The following is a 22,699-nucleotide window of genomic DNA, read 5'->3' on the forward strand; positions in this document are numbered from 1 at the left end:
AATCTGTAAAGTTGATCCACTCTTCCCCTTACAATTAAATCTACGGGGATATGTACACTATGTTATCTCCACGTATAAGGACGGTTCCAAGTCTTCTTGTGACCTCTCCATCCTCCAGCTCCTCTGCATCATTCAGCACGAGGTTCATGTGGAGATCGAAGCTCTTTAGAACTCCCCTGAACTCCCTGTCACCCTTGAGTTTTATGATCACAGGGGAATTCAGTGAATTGCCAAGGGCATCGAGTGGTCTCTGTACGTTAACTCTCTGTGAACTCACATCTATCACCTATCCTAGATTAAAATTTAGCCGGATTATATTTAAATCTAACTAACGAGCTGAAAATCTTCCAATTAGATACTTCATTTTTCTATTCTACTAATATATAAGTTTTCTTGCACTGCGGTGCCTCTTCGAATCCATTCCATGGTCTGCCCTGGGATCCCTCATCCATGAGAAATGCATGTGGTGCACGTAAAGTAGTTTAGAAATGAGCTATAGATATACTTGCAGAAGAGTTTAAATGATTCAATGATGGTAAAGCAGATTAAGGAACATGCTGCAGACCATTCATAAAATGAACAGGGTGTGACTGTGAAGATCAGGAAGAGGTACCATATAAAGAAGAAGAAGCTCAAGGAGATACGGGGGCAGATTGGAGACTACTCCTCCCTGATACCTGAAAAGGCCACGGTTGAAATCATTGAGACTGATGATAACAACATCATACTGGTTAATGGGGAGCCACTCCTCATGTTCATTGACGACAGGGTTGTCCCGACCCTGAGGGGCGCCCTGAAGATGGAAATAGATAGGGGATATGTGGTCGTTGACATGGGGGCCGTCAGGTTCCTTGCAAACGGGGCCGATGTCATGAGCCCCGGTATAGTTGACGCCGACCCTGAGATATCTGAGAACGACACCGTCGTTGTGGTGGATGAGAGAAATCGCAGACCCCTTGCAGTGGGTATAAGCCTCATAAGTGGACCTGAAATGGTTGAAAGAGATTCAGGAAAGGCTGTTAAGACCATCCACCACATCGGAGATGCCATCTGGGAACTGGAGGTCTAGTGTTGGTTGAGCTGAACCTCGACGCCGGGAACATAATCTCAGAGGATGTCCACAGGATCGGGATACTGGCAGTGGGGTCACACCTCGAGAACCATGGCCCGGCACTCCCCATCGACACCGATGCAAAGATAGCATCCTACGTGGCCCTTGAGGCAGCCCTGAGGACCGGGGCCAGGTTCCTGGGGGTGCTCTATGCCGCCTCAGAGTTTCCCTACGTTAAACACGGCATACACATGGACAGGGATGAACTTGTTGAGAGGGAACTGAAACCTGTCCTGAGGAAGGCCAGAAGGCTTCTAAACCTTGAGGCCGCTGTAATTGTAAACGGTCACGGAGGGAACAAACTGGAGGACTGTATGGACGACCTCGAAGAGGAACTGGGCCTTGAAATCGCCTGGAACAACCGGATAGTTGAGATTGAGGGACCGCACGCAGGTAGCGGTGAACTATCCGCAGGTCTCATACTCGGTATCGCGGATCTGAGGCGCCTTGATGAATGCAGGCCTGAACTCTACCCTGAAATTGGAATGATAGGTCTGAAGGAGGCCCGTGAAGCCAACAGGGAAATAGATAAGGCTGCAAGGATATGTGAAAGGGAGGGTGTGAAACCCGACCCTGTTCTGGGCCAGAGAATACTTGATGATGCCGTTGAAAGTGTTATATCCGATGTGAAAGAGCTCCTGAAGATTATACAGGAATTTTAGCCATAAAGATGATCAGTTTAAGCACAACAGCCCTGAAGGTGCTTGAGGAGAGATACCTTCTCAGGGGTGAGGGTGGTGAGGTTGTAGAGACACCGGAGGAGATGTTCAGGAGGGTTGCGCGGGCTGTTGCATCTGCAGATGAGGCCTACGGTGATGACCCTGCGGTTGCGGAGGATGCCTTCTACTCGGTTATGGCTAAGCTTGAGTTCCTCCCAAATTCCCCGACCCTAATGAATGCAGGCACGCCCATCAACCAGCTCTCCGCCTGTTTTGTACTCCCTGTTGAGGACTCAATTGATAGTATCTTCAGCTCCCTGAGGGATATGGCCATCATCCACAAATCCGGTGGGGGTGTTGGCTTCTCATTTTCCAGGTTAAGACCCAGAGGGGACATCGTCGCGTCCACAATGGGTGTTGCCTCGGGGCCTGTGTCCTTCATGAGGATATTCGATGTTGCGGTTGACGTTATAAAGCAGGGCGGGCGAAGAAGGGGCGCCAATATGGGTGTCCTCCATGTGAGCCACCCCGACATATTCAGCTTCATAGACGCCAAGTCAAGGGAGGGTCCCCTGCGGAACTTCAACCTCTCAGTCACCGTACCTGATGAGTTCATGGATGACCGCCCGGTGGACCTGATAAACCCCAGGAACGGTGAGGTGGTTGACTCGGTAGAATCCAGGGTGATACTTAAGAGGATCGTGGAGGCAGCCTGGAGGTCCGGAGATCCCGGGATCCTCTTTGAGGACCGTATAAACCGCTACAACCCCACTCCACAACTCGGGAGGATAGAGGCAACCAACCCCTGTGTATCCGGTGACACCATTGTAATGACATCCGGGGGTCCGCGGACAGTGGCTGAACTGGAGGGCAGGCCCTTCACCGCACTCATCAGGGGCTCAGGGTACCCCTGCCCCTCAGGTTTCTTCAGGACCGGTGAACGGGACGTGTATGATCTTAGAACCAGGGAGGGCCCTGGCTTAAGGTTGACCCATGATCACAGGGTCCTTGTAATGGATGGTGGTCTGGAATGGCGTGCCGCCGGTGAACTTGAAAGGGGAGACCTCCTTGTGATGGACGATTCTGCAGGGGAGTTTCCCGCCCTTGCAACCTTCAGAGGCCTCAGGGGCGCCGGCCGCCAGGATGTCTATGACGCCACTGTCTACGGTGCCAGTGCATTCACAGCCAATGGATTCATAGTCCACAACTGTGGAGAGCAGCCACTCCTCCCCCATGAATCATGCAATCTGGGGTCAGTTAATCTCAGCCTCATGGTAGGCCCCTCCGGTATTAACTGGGAGAAGCTCCGGAGGACCGTCCATGTGGCAGTGCACTTCCTTGACAATGTGATAGACGTTAACAGCTACCCCCTCCGTCCAGTGGAGGAGATGACACTGAGAACCCGTAAGATAGGGCTGGGTGTCATGGGCTTTGCTGATATGCTGATAAAACTTGGAATACCCTACAATTCAGTGGCTGCCCTTGAGGTGGCCGGAAGGGTAATGTCATTCATATCATCTGAGGCCCGGATGGCCTCCATGGAACTTGCCAGAGAGAGGGGATCATTCCCTGAATTTAAGGGCAGCATATGGGATATCCAGGGATTTGAGTGCATGAGGAACGCCACATTAACCACCATAGCCCCAACTGGTTCCCTGAGTATAATAGCAGGCACCAGCAGTGGAATTGAGCCCCTCTTTGCCGTGTCCTTCACAAGGAACATCCTGGGAAGGAGCTTCCATGAGCTGCACCCCCTATTTAAGACGATGGCGGGAAGACTTGATAAGAGATCCCTTGAGGCCATAGAATCCCGGGGAAGTCTGAGGGGTGTCCCTGGGGTGCCTGCAGGGATAAGGAGGCTCTTTGTGACCGCACATGAAATAGACCCTGTATTCCATGTTAAAATGCAGGCCGCCTTCCAGCGGTACGTGGACAATGCTGTATCAAAAACAGTGAATCTGCCAGCTGATTCATCACCTGCTGACGTTGAAAGGGTGTTCAGGGCCGCCCATGAGCTTGGCTGCAAGGGTGTTACTGTTTACAGGTATGGCAGTAAGGTGGATGAGGTCCTGAGGTTCCCTGAATATGCGGGTTCATGCCGTGATATGACCTGTCCTAATTAAAATAGAAGATTTAAAGCAGGTCTTTCATGATCACCAGTTTTTTCAAGAGCATTTCTAATTAAATTAATAGAAGATTTAAAGGTGATAAAATGGACACCAGACCTTTAAATCTTCTAAGGAGCTTCATAAGGACGCTGTACGTTGTCTCATGAAGCTCAAAATGTTACCCATCATAATATGGGCACATTTTTCATGTTTTGCATTCGCCTTATTTAAAGCTTTATCAAAATCTCCTGTAGAGCAGCATGCATGCTAATCTTTTCCCTGGCTTGAAACATCGATCTTATCGATGCTGTACTTCTCTTTGGAATATTCAACACCCCCTACAATACCCTGTATACAACGAAGTCCTGATTCTCATAGATTTTCTGAAGGTAGGGATACTCCAGATCGCTTATATTGATGCGGTTTGGGTTGTAGAATAGGAAACTGCTGGAGGCGTTGAATTTAAAATCTCCACTCGCTTTAAGTCTTTTATCAAATACAAGATAACTGATTTCCCTTTCAGTCAGCTCATCCCTTGAAGGGATCTCAGATTTCTCATATAACAGGGAATCCACAGGTCTGTTTGTATATGCCATTACAAATCCCCCAGTGAAGTAATTTGATAGGGAGATCTTACCATCTTCATTTTGACTGTTGAACCATTTTGCAAGTTCAAATTCTGAATCAGTAGGAGGAGCAATGTTTATCCTTCCATAAGCAGTCATTGCACCGTAATCGGCTACCTTTGAGCTTGAAAGGTTGTTGAAGGCCTGGAAAACGGCAAATATGAAGAGGGCTATCAGGAGAATTCTTGCAATATCCTTATTTTTATTTTTGATTGCCTCCACGACGGATATCAAGCCTGAGGATGCCAGGATTGTGAGGGGAATCATTATGTATATGAGTACCCTGTAGGTTATGACGTTAATTCCAAAGTAGTAGGACTTTGAGAGAATAAACATTGAAATTATCCATAAAAGTATGAGGCGATCCCTTAACTCAAATCTTCTGATGGCAGGTATGATGCCTGCGACAGCCAGTACCAGAACAAAATATCCAAGGGCATCGGGATATTTAAGGATACTGAGACTCCTGGAAACAGAAAGAGATGTGGCGACACCACCATGTCCAAGACTCTTAAAGTAAAATGCTGGTAGCCACCATACTGATGCAATTAATCCTGCTGTTCCAATAAGGATGGCATACCCCTTCAAAGCCCTTTTTATAACTCCAGTGTCCCTTTCAAAGTAGAATTCAGTTATCACCAGACCCGCGGTGATGAATGTGATTGCAAAAACCAGACAGAATGTTGCGGCAGGATGTATAAGTGCGACCAAACCTGTTAAACATCCTGATATGAATGATGCTATAATTTTATCATCCTTAAAAAATTCATAGAAGAAGAAAATGCTCAGAGGAAGGAATATGAGAGCCATGTTCTCAGGCAGTGATGAACCAAGCCTCATGGCAATTGAGCCAGAGAAAAGGATTAAACCAGCAAAGATGCCAACGTACTTATCTTCATATAACCTTGAAGCGACCACAGTAACTGATAAAGCAACCAGAGCTGCTAAAAATGGTTGCATTAGCCTTGCCACATCAAAGAGGTCCATTCTGAGAACATAACCTAAAACTAGAATTACTAGGTGAAAAACTGGGGGATAATTAATAATGGTTCCCGGAGCGTTGTATATAGGGTCAAAAAATGTTAAACCATTTGCCATGTAAACCTTTGAAAGGTGAATATGATAGAATATATCCCACCCTATGGGCCAAGAATACTTAAGAGTCACTGAAAGAGTTATTAAAAATATTATAATGGACGGTATGAGGTAAATAAATTTTTGATACAGATCTTTCATGGAACATCCTCCTATCGTGTCATGTACACCTTGTTAGGGCTATGTTCCACTTGAATTTAAGTTTTTTTCTGCATTCAAATTAGTCACAGAAAAACATCTGCAGAACCAAAGCGTGGTTACCACGGTAACAATAAAAGATACTCCATAAGATTAAATAGGATGATGTTAATGACCTCATTATGATAGGAGCATGTAGAGTACTGGTATTCCTTAAAAAATGAGAAAATGTTAACATGATGCTGCTCATGTCTGAAATTAAGTTCTGAAAAAGAACTTGGAGAGATAGAAATGAAAATCGGTCGATTAACAATAATAGACATTTTGATAATCCTTTTCCTGGCCTCGCTAGTTTTATATGGCTTTTTCAAAACCTCAGACATCGATTCAAACATTCAATCATTCACATTCGATTCCTCTGAAATGACTAAGGTCCAGATAAAGTACAATGATCTTTACAGTAAGGGAAAAATCATAAACAGCAAAATCCATGGATTTAATTCCTTAAAGCAGAAGAGAGAAGAAATCTATGGTGAAGTTATATGGGTGGGAACCGTTAACGGAAAGGTGGAAGTCCTCCTTGACGTTAATGGAAAGAAAATTCTTGCCGGAGGATATGATGATAAATTTGCAGATTATTACATTGATTCCATCACACTGGAAGCTGCAGGTAGTAAGAACGCCACTGACATCATTATAGAACCCCTTAAAATTAACAGAATGTCCGATTTAATTCTGGATATTCCCGGGCTAAAATATGAGCTAACAACAAATATACCCATCAGCGATGTGGATGCATCCAGATTCCAGGAACTTACAAAGGAACTGTACAGCAGAGAAAGATACGTGCCGATCACATTAAATTCCCCTAACAGCAGGATAGAAGTATTTCAGGCCACACCCGAAGCCTTGAAGGTATCTGATGAAGTCCTCGGAGATCTAAATGGTCAGACAGATTTCATCACGATAAGGGTATACAACGCCAATGAGGACGTAATAGAGAAAATAAAAGGTAAGTACTCCGTCATAAAGGTCGTTAATCTCAACAACCTATAAAATTTTGAAGGTACCGATTATTATGAGCCAGATTTATGATACAACAAGAAGACTGTGTAAAAGCTTTGAATGGAAGTTTAAGGAAGCATTTATCTTCAATTTACTCCTGGCCCTCTTCATGGGTATTGAAGAGAAATGGTTAAATAGCTTTATAAAGAGTATGTATCCTGGACATAATTTTCTCAGCTCCCTCAAAAGGAGCAGGGTACTGAAAAACCATATCTTTTCACCTCCTTCATTTATCGTGTTCTTCTCAATGTTCATGGCCCTTGCTGCCATTCCAGTCCAGAAAACATTACAGATCAATATACTGATCGGTTTTTCATGTTTTCTTCTTTTTTCAGTGATTATGCCAGGGGTGATTCTAAGGGGTGATAGGTACCTGAGATTCAGTATTGATGACATCAGATCAATGGGTTTCACTTTATTCATTATTGGATCTGCCTTTCTGGCCATAACACTAACAGACGTTGGTGGCATCCCCCTCCTGAAACCTTCCCTCAGATACCTCCTCAATCCGAAGCTAACTATCCCGGTTTATCTTATGATTCCAGGGACAGCTTTCATGTTAGCTTACATAACCGATAAGATGCAAAAAAGCGTTATAGACAGATCAACTGCAAGGTTCCGGGCCATTACTGTTTCACTGACCTGTCTTGTTATGCTGGCCCTCCTGGGATACCGGACACCCCTGGTTGCTGTAATACTCATAACCTTTATCATGGGTTATTACAGTGGATTATTCGAAATATGGGAGGTCCTGGGATCCTTCGCGGTAGCCTTAATGATAATTATGGGCATAGGTTACTTCAGATCCGTTGAGGAGTACTCATTAAGCAACCTGGGTCCGCTTACAGTTCTAAAAATGAGGGCATCATTTACAATGAGCATACTCAACAGATTATCCGCACTTGCAGGGATGACAGGTGTTATGCATGGTGATTTAACCCTCAGCATGATTCCAGGTGCAGGTAGTGGTCCGCGAGCATTGATAGGGAAGCTGGTCCTCTGGAGAACAGGTGTTACAATCACTCCAACCCTGTTCGGTCAGATGCTTGTGGAGTTTGGTACCATCGGAGTGGCATTCGGTATGAGCATCCTTGGTCTTATCCTGGGAATTGGATACAGGATAATGCAAAAAACACGAGATTCGTTTTATATCATGCTCTACTCAATCGTGATGGCATACTGTCTCATCTCAATCGAAACTGGAATCCTTGATCAGCTCGTGGTTATCTACATTTTATGTGCATTTATTATATACATCTACAACATATACCTTAACATATGATTTTCTATGCCCCCCTACCTTTTTCAATGGCCCGCACAATCCCTGAACATTCCTTCAGGTACCTCCTCCTTTTAAATGCGCTGGCGATCCTCCCTATGGATTCAAGGGCCCTGACGGTGGTATCAAGCCAGCTGAAGATATCCCCTGGGTAGGCCTGAATCTGGTATCTGGACAGAAGTCCCCTGCTTATCTCCACCGGGTCCCTGCCACTGATACGCTCTGCTATAATATGTTCAGATAATCTGCGCTGTATGCATCCACAGAATGGTCTGTCCCTGCATTCACAGGATAGGAAATCCATCTGCAAATTGAGAACAGCCTCCTGAAGTTTACTGTCAAGCTTCACAAGGTTATCCCCATCTGAGAGTATGTCGAGGGTTGAATCCGCCATCAGATTCATTGAGAACCTTGCTCCAGCTGCCCTGCTGAGGGCACGGTGCAGCCTCCCTGATAGATATGCTCCCTCAAAGGGTTCGAGCTCCAGTGCTATGTCCAGGGGTCTCCTTGAAGCCCCCTTAAGGTGGCCCCTTATGTACTCGGCATCGGTCACACCTATGAATGACTTTGAGACTGCCACCCCATAACCGGTGGCGCGGAGTCCACCATCCCTGACTATCATGCCATGGGATTCAAGGATGTCAAGGGCTCCTTCAGGGTCCAGGGGCCATGAGGGGTCTGGAGAGATTTCAGATTCAGATTTTATAGCACCTGAGGTTATATCTGCCAGGATGTTCTCAAGGACATCCTCCTCTGTGTAATTTACATCCACAGGGTCAGGTCCGCTTTCAAGGAGTTTGAGCGCCATGGCCTCCTCTGACTCGCCATCAAACTCCATTCCAACCTCTGCAAGGACATATACAACGCCACGGTCATGGTAGGAGGGTCTGCCCGCCCTTCCAAGCATCTGTGCAAATTCGTTGGGCATGAGCCACCTGTTTCCCATGAGAAGCGTTTCAAAGACTACCTGTGATGCCGGGAAATCCACTCCAGCGGCAAGTGCGGCAGTTGTAACTATTGCTGCGAGTTCCTGTGATGCGAAGGCCCTTTCTATGCGCTGCCTTTCCCTGTAGGATAAACCTGCATGGTAGGCCGCCGCCCTCACACCCCTCCGTGTCAGATAATCTGCAATGAGCCTCGTCTTTCTACGGGAATTGGTGAAGACTATCGTCTGGCCCCGGAACCCCTTTTCTGATTCTGTGGAGAACTCCCTCTCAGCAAGCCTGAGTATGAGGTTCTTCTTATCCTCCTCCCCCCTGGAGAATACGAGGTGCCTCTCAAGGGGGACAGGTCTCCTGTCATACTCAACCAGTCTAAGCCCGAACTCAGAGGCCACCTCAAGGTTGTTCTTCACGGTTGCAGAGAGTGCGATTATCTGGGCATCAGGAAAGAGTCTTCTTATGCGCTTTATCATTCCCTTGAGCCTTGAACCCCTCTCCTCATCCTCAAGGGTGTGGATCTCATCAATGACAACCACACCAACATCCCCCAGGATGCCAGACCTCCCTGCCCTCAGGATGTAGTCCATCCCCTCATAGGTTCCGACCACTATATCGGCTTTGCTAACATCTGTCTCCGGAATTCTGAGTTCATCTCTTGCCCTTATGCGACTCATACCGACCTTTATGGCTGTTTTGAGTTTTAGGGGTGAGTACCTCCTTCTGAAGTCCCGGTACTTCTGGTTCGCAAGGGCCACCAGTGGCGTGAGGTATATGAATTTTTCACCACCCAGGGCCCTGGGTATGCCTGCAAGTTCAGCTATGAGGGTCTTTCCGCTAGCAGTTGCAGATACAACCATGAGGTCCTCCCCCTCCAGGAGCCCCGCATCCACTGCAAGGACCTGTACAGGTCTGAGAACCGTGTTACCCTCCCTTTTAAGCATCCTCTTAAATTTTTCCGGTACTGCAAGTTTATCAAGAGGGACGCGGGGGGTCCTCTCTGATTCCGATGTCACGGTGTCATAGCGGGTCAGTTCATGGTTCTCGAGAGGGTCAAAGCGGGGGGACATCATCTCCAGTATCTTATCAAGGCTTACACCACGCCTTATAAGTCTCCTGAAGTTTCTGAATGTTGATCCGTCCATGCCTGCAAATTTAAGCTCCCTCTTTATGAGCTCATCAACGCATCTTGAACATATGATCTGACCTGCGTGCACCGTCGATGACCTTGAACTTACAACTGTCAGATAGCCCTCATGGAGGCAGTGCTGGCATACCCTTGCATACCTGTAGCTGATGCCGTAGGATGAGAGTAGATCCTCAATTTCCGGGTCACGTCCTGTTAAAATAACAGCCTGCTTCTTCAGTATCTTAAGGGCCTCTGATGGTTTCCTGAGGGTTTCACGTTCACCCTTCTCAACCGTGAACCTTGATATCCTCGGTCCTGCTTCTGTGCTCCTGATTTTTAGTCTGCCCCAGTAAGCAGGTTTTCTGCGTGTGTTGAGGATCTTCTTTGGGTTTCCTGCCGGTATAAAATCAACGGACCTTTTCCTTCTGTTTAAAACTATCATTATATCTCTCAAAAAAATTAAAAAATCAGGGCTGCTCCTTCTTCTTGAGGAGCTCAACCGCCATCTCCCTCAATTTGAACTTCTGGACCTTCCCGCTTGCAGTGAGGGGGAACTCGTCCACAAAGAAGACGTGCTTTGGAACCTTGTATCTTGCTATTCTCTGGATGGCATAGTCCCTCACGTCCTCCTCCAGGATATCTGCACCGTCCTCCCTTATGATGAAGGCTCCTACTATCTCCCCGTACTTCTCGTCGGGTATACCCACCACCTGCACGTCCTTTACACCCGGCATTGTGTGGAGGAACTCCTCGATCTCCCTGGGGTAGATGTTCTCACCTCCCCTTATGATCATGTCCTTTATTCTGCCCACGATGGAGTAGTAGCCGTCCTCATCCATAACCGCCAGGTCACCGCTGTGGAGCCATCCATCCTCATCGATGGCCTCTGCTGTCATCTCAGGCATCTTGTAGTATCCCTTCATGACGTTGTAGCCGCGGCAGCATATCTCACCGGGTTCTCCGGGTCCGAGTTCCTCTCCTGTTTCAGGGTCGACTATCTTGACCTCAATGTGGGGGAGGGGTGTCCCAACGGTCTCGACGCGCTTCTCGATGGGGTCGTCCACACTGGTCTGTGTGAAGACAGGTGATGCCTCTGTGAGGCCGTAGGCTATTGTGACCTCCTTCATGTTCATGTCATTCATGACACGCTTCATGGCCTCTATCGGGCAGGGTGACCCTGCCATGATACCCGTGCGCAGTGAGGAGAGGTCGAACATGTCAAACATTGGGTGGGTGAACTCTGCTATGAACATTGTTGGAACTCCGTAGAGTGCGGTGCACCTCTCCTTTTCAACAGCTGCAAGGACGAGGAGGGGGTCGAAGAGCTCTATCATCACCAGTGTGCCCCCGTGGGTGAGGAGGGCAAGGACACCCAGGACTATGCCGAAGCAGTGAAAGAGGGGTACCGGCAGGCATAGCCTGTCCTCCTCTGTGAACCTCTGTCTTTCCCCTATGTAGTAACCGTTGTTGAGTATGTTCCTGTGGGTGAGCATTACCCCCTTGGGGAATCCTGTGGTGCCTGAGGTGTACTGCATGTTGATAACATCGGTGTTTTTGAGGGTTGACATCACCGTCCTTAGCTCGGTGTCAGGGACGTGTTTTCCGAGGAGCATCAGTTCATTGGTGTTGTACATACCCCTGTGCTTCTGAGCACCGATGTATATTACGCTTCGAAGTTCAGGGAACCTTTCACTCCTGAGGTGGCCCCTCTCATGGGTCTTGAGTTCAGGTACCAGTTCATAGAGTGTCTGTACATAGTCAACATCCCTGAAGCCGTCTATTATGGCTAGGGCCTTCATATCGGACTGTTTCATGACGTATTCCAGTTCATGACTCTTATATGCTGTGTTGACCGTTACAAGGACCGCCCCTATCTTTGCAGTTGCGAACAGGAAGGTGAGCCAGTCAGGTACATTGGTTGCCCAGATACCAACGTGGTCCCCCTTCCGATGCCAATAGATAGGAGGCCCTTCGCAAGGAGGTTGACCCTTTCATTGAATTCTCTGTAGGTGAAACGCAGGTCCCTGTCGGGGTATACTATGAATTCCTTATCAGCGTACCTTTCAACCTGTTTCTCGAAGAATTCCCCTATTGTATCTTCAGTGAAAACCATAAATCCACCCTTATAAGTTAATCTTCCTCCACGAGGTGCTCCTCAAGCTGCTTCCTTATCTCGGGAGGTATAGGCTTCTTTCTCTGCTCTATGAAGTCATAGTGGACAAGGACGGCCTTGCCCCGTGCCTTGAGTTCCCCATCCTGCCATGCCTCATGCCCTATTGTGAAGGAGGAGTTTCCGATGTGGGTTATGTAACTCCTTATCTCAACGTCACTTCCATAGTACATCTGGGCCAGGAAGTCGAACTCCGTCCTCACGAGTATGAGCTTCCACTTCTCATAGCTGAGGTCGAGGTCGGGCGTGAACATCCTGAATATCGGGTTCCTGCCCTTTTCGAACCAGACCGCGAGAACTGTGTTGTTGACATGCCTGAGACCGTCTATATCCCCGAAGCGGGGTGTTACTGTGATTTTGAACATTCTATCATCAACTAGAATGGTGTGTAGACGACTGCAAGTATCCTTGCATTTTCCTCGCCGGCTGCATGGAGGTGGTGGGGTACCACGGAGTCATAGTAGATGCTGTCACCCTCTGATAGAAGGTAGCGGTCCTGTCCATAGATAACCTCTATTTCACCCTCAAGGACGTATATGAACTCCTCACCCTCATGGGATGATAGTTTGAAGTCATCGGTGTGGAGTTCCACGTCGATTATGAAGGGTTCCATGTGCCTGTCACCTTTACCTGCGCCGAGGGAGTGGAAGCTGAGGTTGCTGGTGTCTGTCTTCTCCTCATAGCCTGAGAAGTGTATCACCCTCTGGGTTTTACCCTTCCTCACTATGACCGGTTCGTCCTGGACCCTGTCATCAAGGAGGGTGCCGAGCCTCACACCAAGGGTTCTTGAGATCTTTATGAGGGGTGTGAGTGATGGTATAATGTCCCCTTCCTCTATTTTCTTTATGAGTTCCGCATTAACCCCGCTTCTTTCTGCGAGCTCATCTACTGTTATGTTCTGGTTATCTCTGAGCTGTTTTATTCTCTCTCCCACTGTGTTTTCCGGCACGTGATCACCTTAACATTATGGTAAGCTGTATCTATTATCTAAAATCTCAGTTTAAAAAAATTGCTGTTTAAAAATGTGCAGAGCATCAGCATATGCATGACGAACTGTTAAGTAATCTCCTAAATGATCTCCGGTTATCTGAAAATATGTCAATGTTCACATCCCTGCAGAGATGCAACCATTCCATGTAATATCTGAGGGGGTAATGGATTCGTATCAATCCTGGTTACGGTTAAATGGCGTGGAGGACCGGTTGGTTCTATTGTCAATGTAGACAGTGACATCGCTGGTGTTGGTTATATTGGTTGTGTTATTCAGCACATGCTTCCTGAGGGTTACCGGTTCAAAGCCAGGGTTTCCCATGGTCTGTATCTTTTCTTCGGAGGGAAGGATGTCAGTGGGTAGCTCAACTGCAAAGGATGGCTTTAGAAGTATACACATGGTCGATGAAAACCCGTAGGCAATTAAAGCTATCATGAGGATCGCGAAAAGCCTTCCCTTCTTTGTTGAGTTCAATGGTAACACCTCTCTACTTTTTTTATTCTCATGATATTTATAATGTTGGTAGATTTTCGGAAGTAGGTTACCGGCATCCTTATATTGGTGATTGCAGATATGTTAGGCACATCCAAAAGGAGAGTGATATGATGCTAAATTCAGGTGATACAGCATGGATGTTGATCTCAACTGCACTCGTGATACTAATGACGGTGCCAGGGGTTGCTATGTTCTATTCTGGTTTAACAAAACGTGAGAATGTTCTGAACACCATCTTTCTATCATTTGTTTCCCTTGGCATTGTGAGTCTGCTCTGGTTTCTGTTTGGATATGGTCTAATATTCGGCGGGGATGTTTCAGGGATCATAGGATCCCATCAGGTGGGCATCAGCCTTATTAATTTAGGGTCTGCTTCAAAATATGCTCCAACAATCCCCGAAGGACTCTTTGCAATTTTTCAGATGACCTTTGCTGCAATAACAGTTGCCCTGATTTCTGGCGCTGTGGTGGAAAGGATCAAATTCTCGTCATGGATACTGTTCATCCCCCTCTGGTTTGCACTCGTATATGTACCCGTGGCCCACTGGGTATGGGGCGGAGGATTCCTGCAGAACCTTGGTGTTCATGATTTCGCAGGGGGAATTGTGGTGCACATCACCAGTGGCATAGCCGCCCTTGCCCTTGCCCTTGTTACTGGTCCAAGATATGACCAGAAACTGATGCCACATCACCTTGGATATTCTGTTATAGGTACCGGTCTTCTCTGGTTTGGCTGGTTTGGATTCAACGCCGGTTCAGCCCTCTCTGCCGGATCCCTTGCAGCTAACGCCATGATAGTGACAAACACCTCTGCAGCGGCGGGTATGATAGGATGGATCCTCATGGATAGACTTAAAACCGGAAAACCAACACTTCTTGGCGCTCTTTCTGGAGCAGTTGCAGGCCTGGCATCAATAACACCTGCAGCAGGTTTTGTGGATATAGGTGCCTCCATTGTCACCGGACTTGTGGCAGCTGTTATATGTTATCTTGCAGTTTCATGGCTGAAGCCAGCTGCTGGATATGATGATGCGCTTGATGTATTTGGGATTCACGGTGTTTCAGGGATCATAGGAACCCTTGGAGTTGGTTTATTTGCAGTTCCAGCCCTAAACCCATCTTTGACCTCAGGAGGTCTTTTAACTGGAAGCACATCCCTTCTTGTCAGTCAGCTGATTGGTGTTGTCACCGTCACTGTCTACACCTTCGTCGTTACATATATCCTTGCGATGCTGCTGATGAAATTTAAGGGGCTCCGTGTTGAAAGGGAAGAGGAAATTCAGGGACTTGACATAAATCTCCATGAGGAAACAGGTTACAGACTGACATGAACACAGATTTAAACATGGTTCACAGAAGTACTTATAAGAAATCCGGTTAAGGATATTTAAGGTGAAGACCATGAGGAAAATCACAGCAATTATCAGAAGGGAGAAACTTGAGGATGTTAAGGATGCTCTGGAGCTTATGGGAATCCACGGGATGACGGTTTCAGATGTGAAGGGAAGGGGTCAGCAGATGGGTATCCGGGAGAGCTACCGTGGAATGGACTACTGTGTTGATCTCCTCCCAAAGGTTCAGCTTGAGATCGTGGTTGATTCAGAGGACCTTGAAAGGACTGTTGAGGCGATATCTGAAAATGCCAGGACCGGGGATGTGGGTGATGGAAAAATCTTTGTAACCGATGTAATTGATGTTGTTAGGATAAGGACAGGTGAACACGGCAGAGATGCCATCTAGGAAATTAAACAATTATTTTTATTTAACATATTTCAGTAATTGAGGTTATTATCTAAACTTGTTTTACTCAGCATACATTTATCTGAAACTATATCCGAAAGATTTATATATCAGCATCATCTTACTCTCATTGTCGGAAGTTACCTTCCTATTTCCGACTATGATATAAATTGTTGGAGAGAAAAAATATAATTAAGAACAATATATGGAGATGACTCTGATGGATGCGGTCTTAAACTCCGGTGACACTGCCTGGATGCTGGTATCAACAGCCCTGGTAATGCTGATGACGGTTCCAGGCGTGGCACTATTCTACGGGGGTTTAACAAAAAAGGAAAACGTGCTGAACACCATGTTCCTATCCCTGATAGCCTTCGCAGTGACGAGCATAATATGGGTACTCTACGGCTATCAGTTCGCCTTTGGAGCTGACATAATGGGGTTCATAGGAAGTCCAGTGAACCTGCTGATGAACGGGGTCGGTGTTAACACTGCTGCTGCACTGGCACCAACAATACCAGACTTCCTCTACATAGCATTCCAGTTAACATTCGCAGCAATAACGGTTGCACTCATATCCGGTGCCGTCGTTGAAAGGATGAAGTTCTCAGCCTGGCTGGCATTCATTGTGCTCTGGGTGAGCCTGGTCTACGTGCCGGTGGCCCACTGGGTATGGGGCGGAGGATTCCTGGCGCAGCTCGGTGCCCTGGACTTCGCAGGCGGTACTGTGGTTCACATCAACTCAGGTGTTGCAGCACTCGCACTCGTCTACCTCCTCGGTAAGAGAAAGGACACGAGACTTCTGCCACACAACCTGGGATACTCAGTGATAGGTGCTTCACTGCTCTGGTTCGGCTGGTTTGGATTCAACGCCGGTTCAGCACTCACGGCAGGTGGACTTGCAGCATCAGCCTTCCTGGTGACCAACACTGCGGCGGCTGCTGGTATGGTATCATGGGTTATAATGGACTACCTCAAGGTGGGTAAACCCACAGTACTCGGCGGAATATCCGGTGCAGTTGCTGGCCTCGTCGCCATAACACCTGCAGCAGGTTTCGTAACTGTACCTGCAGCCCTCATCATAGGCCTTGTCACGAGCGTAATATCATACCTTGCAGTATCATACCTCAAACCAAGGCTTGGATACGACGATGCCCTGGACGTCTTCGGAATACACGGCATGTCAGGTATATGGGGCTCAGTGGCAACCGGCCTCTTTGCAGCGCCATTCATCAATGAACTGGGAACAGGCCTCATATACGGAAACCCTGGACAGCTGACAGCACAGGTGATAGCCGTGGCAGTTGTGGCTGCCTACTCCTTCGTGGTGACACTGATCATCGGCAAACTCCTGGACTTCACCGTTGGTCTGAGGGTGAGCGGTAAGGAGGAGATGGAGGGCCTTGACACCCACCTGCATGAGGAGACAGGCTACAGGATCTGAGGTGATTTTCATGAAGGAAATAGTGGCCATAATAAGACCTGAAAAACTGGAGGAAGTTAAAAACGCCCTTGAAGCTGCAGGGTGCCACGGTATGACTGTGACAGAGGTCAGAGGACGGGGGAGACAGCTCGGTATAACAGAAAGTTACCGTGGGAGGGACTACAGGATAGACCTCCTCCCCAAGACAAAGATCGAGATAGTGGTGAATGATGAGGACGTGGACACCGTGGTTGAAACAATAGTTAAAAGCGCCCAGACCGGAGACATAGGGGACGGAAAAATATTCATATCAGGGGTAGATGAGGTTGTGAGAATAAGAACCGGTGAAAGTGGAAAAAAAGCTGTTTAATTTTTTAATTCATTGCTTTCATTTTTTAAAAACTACTTAATCCCACCCTATTTTTCTTTTCAGGTTTTAAATTAAAGAACTATTTAATTACATATAAATACATGGAAACCCCAAGTAAGTATCAGATCTGGGGTGGGGATTTGAAGGGACATGTTATGTTTATTACAGTAATAGCATCTGTTTTTTTACTTGGAGTTGTATCTGCGGACACAGGGAATAACACGACAAACACTACTACTTCACTGAATACAACTGCAGTAGAACCCCTTGCGAGTGGTATCCAGATTTCTGTAACACCCACAGCCCTCAACCTTGGCACCGTGGACCCCGATGGTCTTGAGAGAGCATATTACTCCATAACAGATGTATCTATAAGAACAAGCGGCGGGATCCTGAGGGTCTCTGTAAGGGCCAGTGGCGACCTCATAAGTATCAACAACAGCTCAAACAGAATACCACTCTTAAACCTCAAATACAGCATAAAATATGATGGCCCCTACGGGCCCATAGATGTTCCAAAGAGAAGCTTCACAACAAGATACTACACTTTCTGGACCTACAGAGGCTCAGTTAATATAAAAATCCCTGTAAATTATTATCTGACTGTGCCGCCCTATACAGACCCCGGAACATACAGGGTAACTGTCACCTACAGGGCCCTTTAAAGATTAAAAATAATAAAGGATGGATTTACCATCCTCTATCCTGCATTCTGCCCTCTTCAGGGATTTCGCTGATTTCCAGCCCCCTCATTGCTGTTCCAAGTCCCCTTGAAACCTCTGCTATAACCTCAGGGTCATCATAGTGAGCTGTGGCCTCAACTATGGCTCGGGCATACCCCTCAGGGTTGTCTGATTTGAATATACCTGAACCAACAAAGACACCGTCGGCTCCAAGCTGCATCATGAGGGCCGCATCTGCAGGTGTTGCAACCCCCCCGGCTGCAAAGTTAACCACAGGGAGCTTTCCAAGTTTCGCTGTTTCCCTGACAAGTTCAAGGGGGGCCTCAATCTTTCTTGAAACCTCCCAGAGCTCCTCTTCCTCCTTGTTCTGGATCTCCCTGATCTCACTCATCATTATCCTCATGTGCCTAACTGCCTCAACGATGTTGCCTGTTCCTGGTTCCCCCTTGGTCCTTATCATGGCGGCCCCCTCATCTATCCTCCTGAGGGCCTCTCCAAGGTTCCTTGCGCCGCAGACAAAGGGTACAGTGAATTTCTTCTTGTCTATGTGGAACCTCTCATCGGCAGGTGTCAGGACCTCACTCTCATCTATCATGTCAACTCCGAGGGCCTCGAGGACCTGGGCCTCCACGAAGTGTCCTATCCTGACCTTGGCCATGACAGGTATGGACACCGCATCCATTATCTCCTGGACCTTGTTTGGATCAGCCATCCTTGCAACTCCACCTGAAGCCCTTATATCAGCGGGTACCTTTTCAAGGGCCATGACAGCGACTGCTCCTGAATCCTCTGCAATTGCTGCCTGTTCAGCGTTGACAACGTCCATTATAACGCCGCCCTTGGTCATCTTTGCAAATCCCTTCTTGAGTACTTCTGTACCATGCAGCATGATAAATCTCCTCCATCAGAATGATCATTATTATCTTTGAAAATAAAGGGTTAAATATCTATTGCAGCAGTTCATGGCACCGGTATGCACAAGGTATTTAAGAATCCCCACCATATAATTCACAGTTGAAAAAAGCGTGTTAGTGATTCAAATGGTTGCTGGAACATTCACCGGATCTGTGATCTACTCCCATGCAATACCTGCACTTATGGGATTCCTGAGCATGATTCTGATATGTAATGGTGTTATGGACGATAACCGGGAGCAGGTCCTTGCAGGTGTGGGCATATTCTTTGCAGCCGGACTCTTACCATTCATCATCCTGCCCTTCATCCTGGGAATCTAGTCAGATTTCACCCTCAAGTTTTCTTGTGGCCATTAGGGATGCAAACCTTCCAGCCGCCTCCGGCCCCACCATTCTTCTGGCATGTACATAGGCTGCCATGTAGGTATCCCCCAGGCCCGTGGGGTCAAGTTCTCTCACAGCCCTCACAGCCCTTATCCTTGTTCTGGAGTCGCCATGGCAGATGACTGAACCCCTCCTGCCGCATGTTACCACCGCCTCGGGGGTATGCTCAGCCAGCATACGCAGAGCCCTCAGAGGGTTATCTGAGATTGTCCCGAGTTCATTCACATCAAGGAATACGCCATCCCCTGCCTCCATGACCCTCCATATGTGCCCTGCAGGTTTCAGTATTACACTCCTTCCCTGAGGGTGCCTGAGGTAACCCTGCAGTCCCGTGTAGAGCCTGTGCCTCTCACCCAGGAATTCCAGGGTCCTGAGGGGTATGTCTGATGGGAGGAGGGGTCCTGCGAGTACTGCAGTCCAGTCCAGTGATGCAAGACCTTCAAGGTCCTCCACCTCTATGGGGTTTTCAGCAAAGTTTGACCTCTGAGTCCTTCCTGCAGTATCCCCGTTGGAGTAGATATTTTCAAATTCAACTGTACGGTCATGGTATACAGGCACAATCCTTGTTTTATCCGGGAATTCCTCAAGAAGTTCGGAGTCGTCCTCTGATATTGTCACAAGGGCTGTGTGACGGACTCCAAGGTGGGAAAGGAGCCTTGAGTAGTAGTAGACCGCGCCACCAGCCTTCACCTCATGGGAGTCCCCTCTCACTATATGGTCCCTGCTTACCGGACCGATAAGGAGGTAACCTTCCCCTGAGCTCACCCGGGCCTCACCATCCCTTCATGGAGTGCCCTTCCAACAAGAGCCGCCCTGACACCCATAGCCTCAAGTTCAGGTATCTCCTCGGGGAGAAGACCACCCCCGGGTATTACACGCTCGATAAGCGGTCTGAAGAGTTCAAGAAGTTCCCTGTTGAAACCAGAGGAGGTACCGACGGACCCGATATCCAGCAGGATTATGTCTACTTCATATCCCATCAGGAGGTCCCTTAATTCCTCAAGTCCTATCTCAAGGTTTCTTGAGTGGAGCCTCATGTCCTTAACGTCCACGCTGACAACGGTCCTCTCAGGCGGATATTTCCTGAGGATCTCCTCCAGCTCCTCTGTGCTCTCAAGGGTCTCCGTTGCAACAACGACCCTTGATGCGAATTCAAGCATGAAGTGGAAGGTTTCGAGATCCCTGACACCGGCATCAAGGATCACTGGGAGGACATGGTTCACCCTTCTCACTGCCTCAAGGTTTGATCCTGTGCCCTCGATGGCATCGAGGTCCGCTATGTAGATTGACCTTGCACCTGCTGCCCTGAGGGATAGTGCAATGTTAACTGGATCCGGTGACGGTGAATATACTGACTCCAGGGGCCTGTAATTTTCACGTTCACCGGATTTGCCGGATACCGCGATACCATCCATTAAATCAATAACAGGTATGATCTCAAGCATCGGTATAACTCCTGACTAGCTCAATTCTGAATATTTTATGTGTATGGAATACTTAAAGCTTCATGTAAATAGTAGGGATCTAAAAAATAGGGGTCTACAATAAAAAGAGTAGTACTTGCTGTGGAAATAAGTGAAAGGCGGTCCATTATCCCTGGACCATTATGAGTTTACCTGTCTTGGGGTCACGGTAGACTGTTCCCATCTCAACGTATCCCTGACCTGAACCCGAAGTGGTCTGTGGAGTGTCGTTGAGTTCCTGACCCTTCTGGACCTCAACAGCCTTTTTCATGGCCTCCATGGTCTCCTGTCTCTCCTGGGGAGTCATATCTGCAAATACAACGTTCTGCATGTTCCATGAGAGTACCAGGAATATCAGGAAACCGACTGAGAGTACCAGCATGGCGTCAACCAGGTTGGCGCTTCCAGCCATGGGGTCCTCTTCATTTTGATCCGAGAGGAGCCTTCGCCGGCGTCTGAGTGGCATTATCCATCACCTCCAGCACTGCCTCGGCCATTGTCTCAAGATTTGAGAGGTACTCCTCATACCATCTTCTCCTGACCTTGGAGATGATGTATGCTATACCCCCTGATGCAAGTCCCACAACTGTTGTATCGAAGGCTATGATGATGGCCTGGGCCAGTGTATTGATGTCACCTGCCCCGAGGGCTGCGAGTCCTGGACCCATGGGTATGAGTGTCCCCATCAGTCCAAGGGTTGGGCCGAGTCTGGTTACAATGTCTGTCTTCTCAAGGCTCTTGGCAGCCTTGAGTTCCTCATTCTCTATCAACTTCCTTGCGAGGGCCTCCCTTGATTTTGGTCCGAGTTCAGCTGTCCCTGCGATATCAGTGAGCACGGCCTTCTGGCTCTGTGGTATGTCCATCGAATCGACGACCTCAATTATCTTTTCAGGGGTTCCTGGGTTTGAAATTGATTTTATTGCCGATTCAAGTTCCTTAAAATCAGTCCTTATCCTTCCAGAGTACTCTGATATGAGCCCTCCGAGGGTCACTATAGCGTATACCATGAATAACAGTAGCCCTGCTATAACCGGTATGAGGAGGCTCTGGGAGACAACGTGTAGTGCACCGCTCAGTATCTCACTGCCGGGTACTGCAACCATATCATATCACCTCTTTCTATTCTATGAATGTGCTTTTTCTCTTGTTAAGGTATATTCCAAGCCCCATCAGTGCGAGGGTTCCAAGGACGACGTATATTATTGTGTCTATCCCCGGCACCGTGAGGGGTGTCATCTTCATGCTCATGACGCTGTTCACGTTTGGGAGCACGATGGCAGCTGTCAGGAAGTATAGACCAGCAAAGAGCATGAAGTTTCCAAGTAGAACCGGGTATGGTTTCTTGATGGCGGCTGCGATCCCGTTGGCAAATACATAGAAGAAACCTATGAATGCTGCAAGGATTATTCCTGAGTACTTGCCAAGTGTAACCGCAGATACTCCTATTATCGGTGATACCAGAATTATGCTGACGATGACCGCCCCGAAACAGCAGGGGCAGGGTGCAACCATAGCCACACATGCAGTCTTTGCTGTGTCACGCCTGTGTTCTTTCCACTCACGGAGAGTGTGGACACCTGCGAATATGAGAATGGCTGCCATTATGATTGTTATGAGCGAACTGTAGGTGTTGAAGAAGCCCTGAACCGAGTTCATGTAGGCATTTGCCAGTGCTGAAAGGGCATAAATCCCTAGACCGTAACCTGCGGTTATTAGGGCCGCCATCTTCCTTGATAGGCCTGCAAAGCCCATTGCCAGTCCAATCTTCACACCGAATATCAGGAGAACCGATAGGATTCCTGCCTGCCACAGTAGATTTGCAATGTCCATGATCCACACCTTCCACCTTCAAGTTTTGTGATAATTAGTATATAAATTAAATTATTACAGTTCCCTAAATTAAACGCCAATTTTTATT

At 47.7% G+C, this 22,699-nt stretch carries 23 protein-coding genes and 1 pseudogene; 11 read left to right on the forward strand and 13 right to left on the reverse strand.

Translation table 11 applies throughout. The features are described 5' to 3' along the window. Window positions 1-40 precede the first annotated feature (40 nt). Window positions 41-277 (reverse strand): LSm family protein, encoded by a 237-nt coding sequence (locus MTCT_RS02880; RefSeq protein WP_013295846.1) that lies wholly within the window; start codon window positions 275-277, stop codon window positions 41-43. Window positions 278-586: 309 nt separating this feature from the next. Here MTCT_RS02880 and MTCT_RS02885 point away from each other — a divergent pair, with 309 nt between their 5' ends. Genes MTCT_RS02885 through MTCT_RS02895 form a run of 3 tightly spaced genes read left to right on the forward strand, consistent with a single transcriptional unit; the run spans window position 587 to window position 3,893 of the window. After that, a complete protein-coding gene (locus MTCT_RS02885) occupies window positions 587-1,069 on the forward strand; it encodes a DUF1947 domain-containing protein (protein WP_173402628.1) in 483 nt (160 codons plus the stop codon). Further along, entirely contained in the window at window positions 1,069-1,773 is a 705-nt protein-coding gene (gene arfB / locus MTCT_RS02890; protein ID WP_084126154.1) for a 2-amino-5-formylamino-6-ribosylaminopyrimidin-4(3H)-one 5'-monophosphate deformylase, read from the forward strand. Before MTCT_RS02885 ends, arfB begins: the two co-directional genes overlap by 1 nt. An 8-nt stretch (window positions 1,774-1,781) precedes the next feature. After that, window positions 1,782-3,893, forward strand: coding sequence for a ribonucleotide reductase N-terminal alpha domain-containing protein (locus tag MTCT_RS02895; protein ID WP_048175431.1), 2,112 nt, complete (start codon window positions 1,782-1,784; stop codon window positions 3,891-3,893). Window positions 3,894-4,216: 323 nt separating this feature from the next. On the opposite strand, the gene MTCT_RS02900 is transcribed toward MTCT_RS02895, so the two are convergent. Then, the gene (locus tag MTCT_RS02900) at window positions 4,217-5,740 is read right to left on the reverse strand and encodes a hypothetical protein (protein ID WP_010876291.1); all 1,524 of its coding nucleotides are present in this window, start codon (window positions 5,738-5,740) and stop codon (window positions 4,217-4,219) included. 288 nt (window positions 5,741-6,028) lie between these two features. On the opposite strand from MTCT_RS02900, the gene MTCT_RS02905 reads away from it, so the two are divergent. Together MTCT_RS02905 and MTCT_RS02910 are read left to right on the forward strand one after the other, a co-directional pair. Beyond that, on the forward strand, window positions 6,029-6,793 hold the full coding sequence (locus MTCT_RS02905; protein WP_010876292.1) for a hypothetical protein: 765 nt from the start codon (window positions 6,029-6,031) through the stop codon (window positions 6,791-6,793). A 4-nt stretch (window positions 6,794-6,797) separates the two neighbouring features. Further along, a complete protein-coding gene (locus MTCT_RS02910) occupies window positions 6,798-8,084 on the forward strand; it encodes an oligosaccharide repeat unit polymerase family protein (protein WP_010876293.1) in 1,287 nt (428 codons plus the stop codon). A gap of 4 nt (window positions 8,085-8,088) precedes the next feature. Here MTCT_RS02910 and MTCT_RS02915 read toward each other — a convergent pair whose 3' ends face one another. From MTCT_RS02915 to MTCT_RS02935, 5 genes and pseudogenes are all read right to left on the reverse strand, one after another. Further along, complete coding sequence (locus MTCT_RS02915) at window positions 8,089-10,590, reverse strand: DUF5814 domain-containing protein (protein WP_048060872.1); 2,502 nt, start codon at window positions 10,588-10,590, stop codon at window positions 8,089-8,091. A 25-nt stretch (window positions 10,591-10,615) separates the two neighbouring features. Then, window positions 10,616-12,261 (reverse strand): annotated as a pseudogene (locus MTCT_RS02920) (AMP-binding protein). Window positions 12,262-12,278: 17 nt separating this feature from the next. Then, window positions 12,279-12,683: a thioesterase family protein gene (locus tag MTCT_RS02925; protein ID WP_048175432.1), complete on the reverse strand. Its 405-nt coding sequence runs from the start codon at window positions 12,681-12,683 to the stop codon at window positions 12,279-12,281. Window positions 12,684-12,694: 11 nt separating this feature from the next. Then, the gene (locus tag MTCT_RS02930; RefSeq protein WP_010876297.1) at window positions 12,695-13,267 is read right to left on the reverse strand and encodes a helix-turn-helix domain-containing protein; all 573 of its coding nucleotides are present in this window, start codon (window positions 13,265-13,267) and stop codon (window positions 12,695-12,697) included. 216 nt (window positions 13,268-13,483) lie between these two features. Continuing rightward, window positions 13,484-13,792 carry a hypothetical protein gene (locus MTCT_RS02935; RefSeq protein ID WP_010876298.1) on the reverse strand — a complete coding sequence of 103 codons (309 nt, stop codon included), beginning with the start codon at window positions 13,790-13,792 and terminating at the stop codon, window positions 13,484-13,486. Window positions 13,793-13,911: 119 nt separating this feature from the next. Between MTCT_RS02935 and MTCT_RS02940 the strand changes: the two genes are divergently transcribed. From MTCT_RS02940 to MTCT_RS02960, 5 genes are all read left to right on the forward strand, one after another. Further along, window positions 13,912-15,135 (forward strand): ammonium transporter, encoded by a 1,224-nt coding sequence (locus MTCT_RS02940; protein WP_010876299.1) that lies wholly within the window; start codon window positions 13,912-13,914, stop codon window positions 15,133-15,135. A gap of 70 nt (window positions 15,136-15,205) precedes the next feature. Continuing rightward, complete coding sequence (locus MTCT_RS02945) at window positions 15,206-15,544, forward strand: P-II family nitrogen regulator (protein WP_048060873.1); 339 nt, start codon at window positions 15,206-15,208, stop codon at window positions 15,542-15,544. A 220-nt stretch (window positions 15,545-15,764) separates the two neighbouring features. Further along, window positions 15,765-16,988 carry an ammonium transporter gene (locus MTCT_RS02950; RefSeq protein ID WP_048060874.1) on the forward strand — a complete coding sequence of 408 codons (1,224 nt, stop codon included), beginning with the start codon at window positions 15,765-15,767 and terminating at the stop codon, window positions 16,986-16,988. A gap of 10 nt (window positions 16,989-16,998) precedes the next feature. After that, window positions 16,999-17,337 (forward strand): P-II family nitrogen regulator, encoded by a 339-nt coding sequence (locus MTCT_RS02955; protein ID WP_048060875.1) that lies wholly within the window; start codon window positions 16,999-17,001, stop codon window positions 17,335-17,337. Between the two features lie 140 nt (window positions 17,338-17,477). After that, the gene (locus tag MTCT_RS02960) at window positions 17,478-18,002 is read left to right on the forward strand and encodes a hypothetical protein (protein WP_048175433.1); all 525 of its coding nucleotides are present in this window, start codon (window positions 17,478-17,480) and stop codon (window positions 18,000-18,002) included. Between the two features lie 25 nt (window positions 18,003-18,027). On the opposite strand, the gene pdxS is transcribed toward MTCT_RS02960, so the two are convergent. Beyond that, window positions 18,028-18,909, reverse strand: coding sequence for a pyridoxal 5'-phosphate synthase lyase subunit PdxS (gene pdxS / locus MTCT_RS02965; RefSeq protein WP_010876304.1), 882 nt, complete (start codon window positions 18,907-18,909; stop codon window positions 18,028-18,030). Window positions 18,910-19,060: 151 nt separating this feature from the next. Here pdxS and MTCT_RS02970 point away from each other — a divergent pair, with 151 nt between their 5' ends. Further along, complete coding sequence (locus MTCT_RS02970; protein WP_048175434.1) at window positions 19,061-19,255, forward strand: hypothetical protein; 195 nt, start codon at window positions 19,061-19,063, stop codon at window positions 19,253-19,255. Here MTCT_RS02970 and MTCT_RS02975 read toward each other — a convergent pair whose 3' ends face one another. The 5 genes from MTCT_RS02975 to MTCT_RS02995 all read right to left on the reverse strand — a co-directional run bounded on the left by MTCT_RS02975 (window position 19,256) and on the right by MTCT_RS02995 (window position 22,611). After that, a complete protein-coding gene (locus MTCT_RS02975; RefSeq protein ID WP_048175435.1) occupies window positions 19,256-20,083 on the reverse strand; it encodes a PfkB family carbohydrate kinase in 828 nt (275 codons plus the stop codon). After that, window positions 20,080-20,763, reverse strand: a complete 684-nt coding sequence (locus tag MTCT_RS02980; RefSeq protein ID WP_048175436.1) for a HisA/HisF family protein — start codon at window positions 20,761-20,763, stop codon at window positions 20,080-20,082. The genes MTCT_RS02975 and MTCT_RS02980 overlap by 4 nt, the downstream gene beginning before the upstream one ends. A gap of 145 nt (window positions 20,764-20,908) precedes the next feature. Then, window positions 20,909-21,247: a DUF2149 domain-containing protein gene (locus tag MTCT_RS02985; RefSeq protein ID WP_048060878.1), complete on the reverse strand. Its 339-nt coding sequence runs from the start codon at window positions 21,245-21,247 to the stop codon at window positions 20,909-20,911. Further along, window positions 21,204-21,884 carry a MotA/TolQ/ExbB proton channel family protein gene (locus MTCT_RS02990; protein ID WP_048175437.1) on the reverse strand — a complete coding sequence of 227 codons (681 nt, stop codon included), beginning with the start codon at window positions 21,882-21,884 and terminating at the stop codon, window positions 21,204-21,206. The genes MTCT_RS02985 and MTCT_RS02990 overlap by 44 nt, the downstream gene beginning before the upstream one ends. 16 nt (window positions 21,885-21,900) lie before the next feature. Next, the gene (locus MTCT_RS02995) at window positions 21,901-22,611 is read right to left on the reverse strand and encodes a DUF2162 domain-containing protein (RefSeq protein ID WP_052261160.1); all 711 of its coding nucleotides are present in this window, start codon (window positions 22,609-22,611) and stop codon (window positions 21,901-21,903) included. Window positions 22,612-22,699 lie beyond the last annotated feature (88 nt).

This window comes from Methanothermobacter sp. CaT2 (assembly GCF_000828575.1).
GTDB lineage: Archaea > Methanobacteriota > Methanobacteria > Methanobacteriales > Methanothermobacteraceae > Methanothermobacter.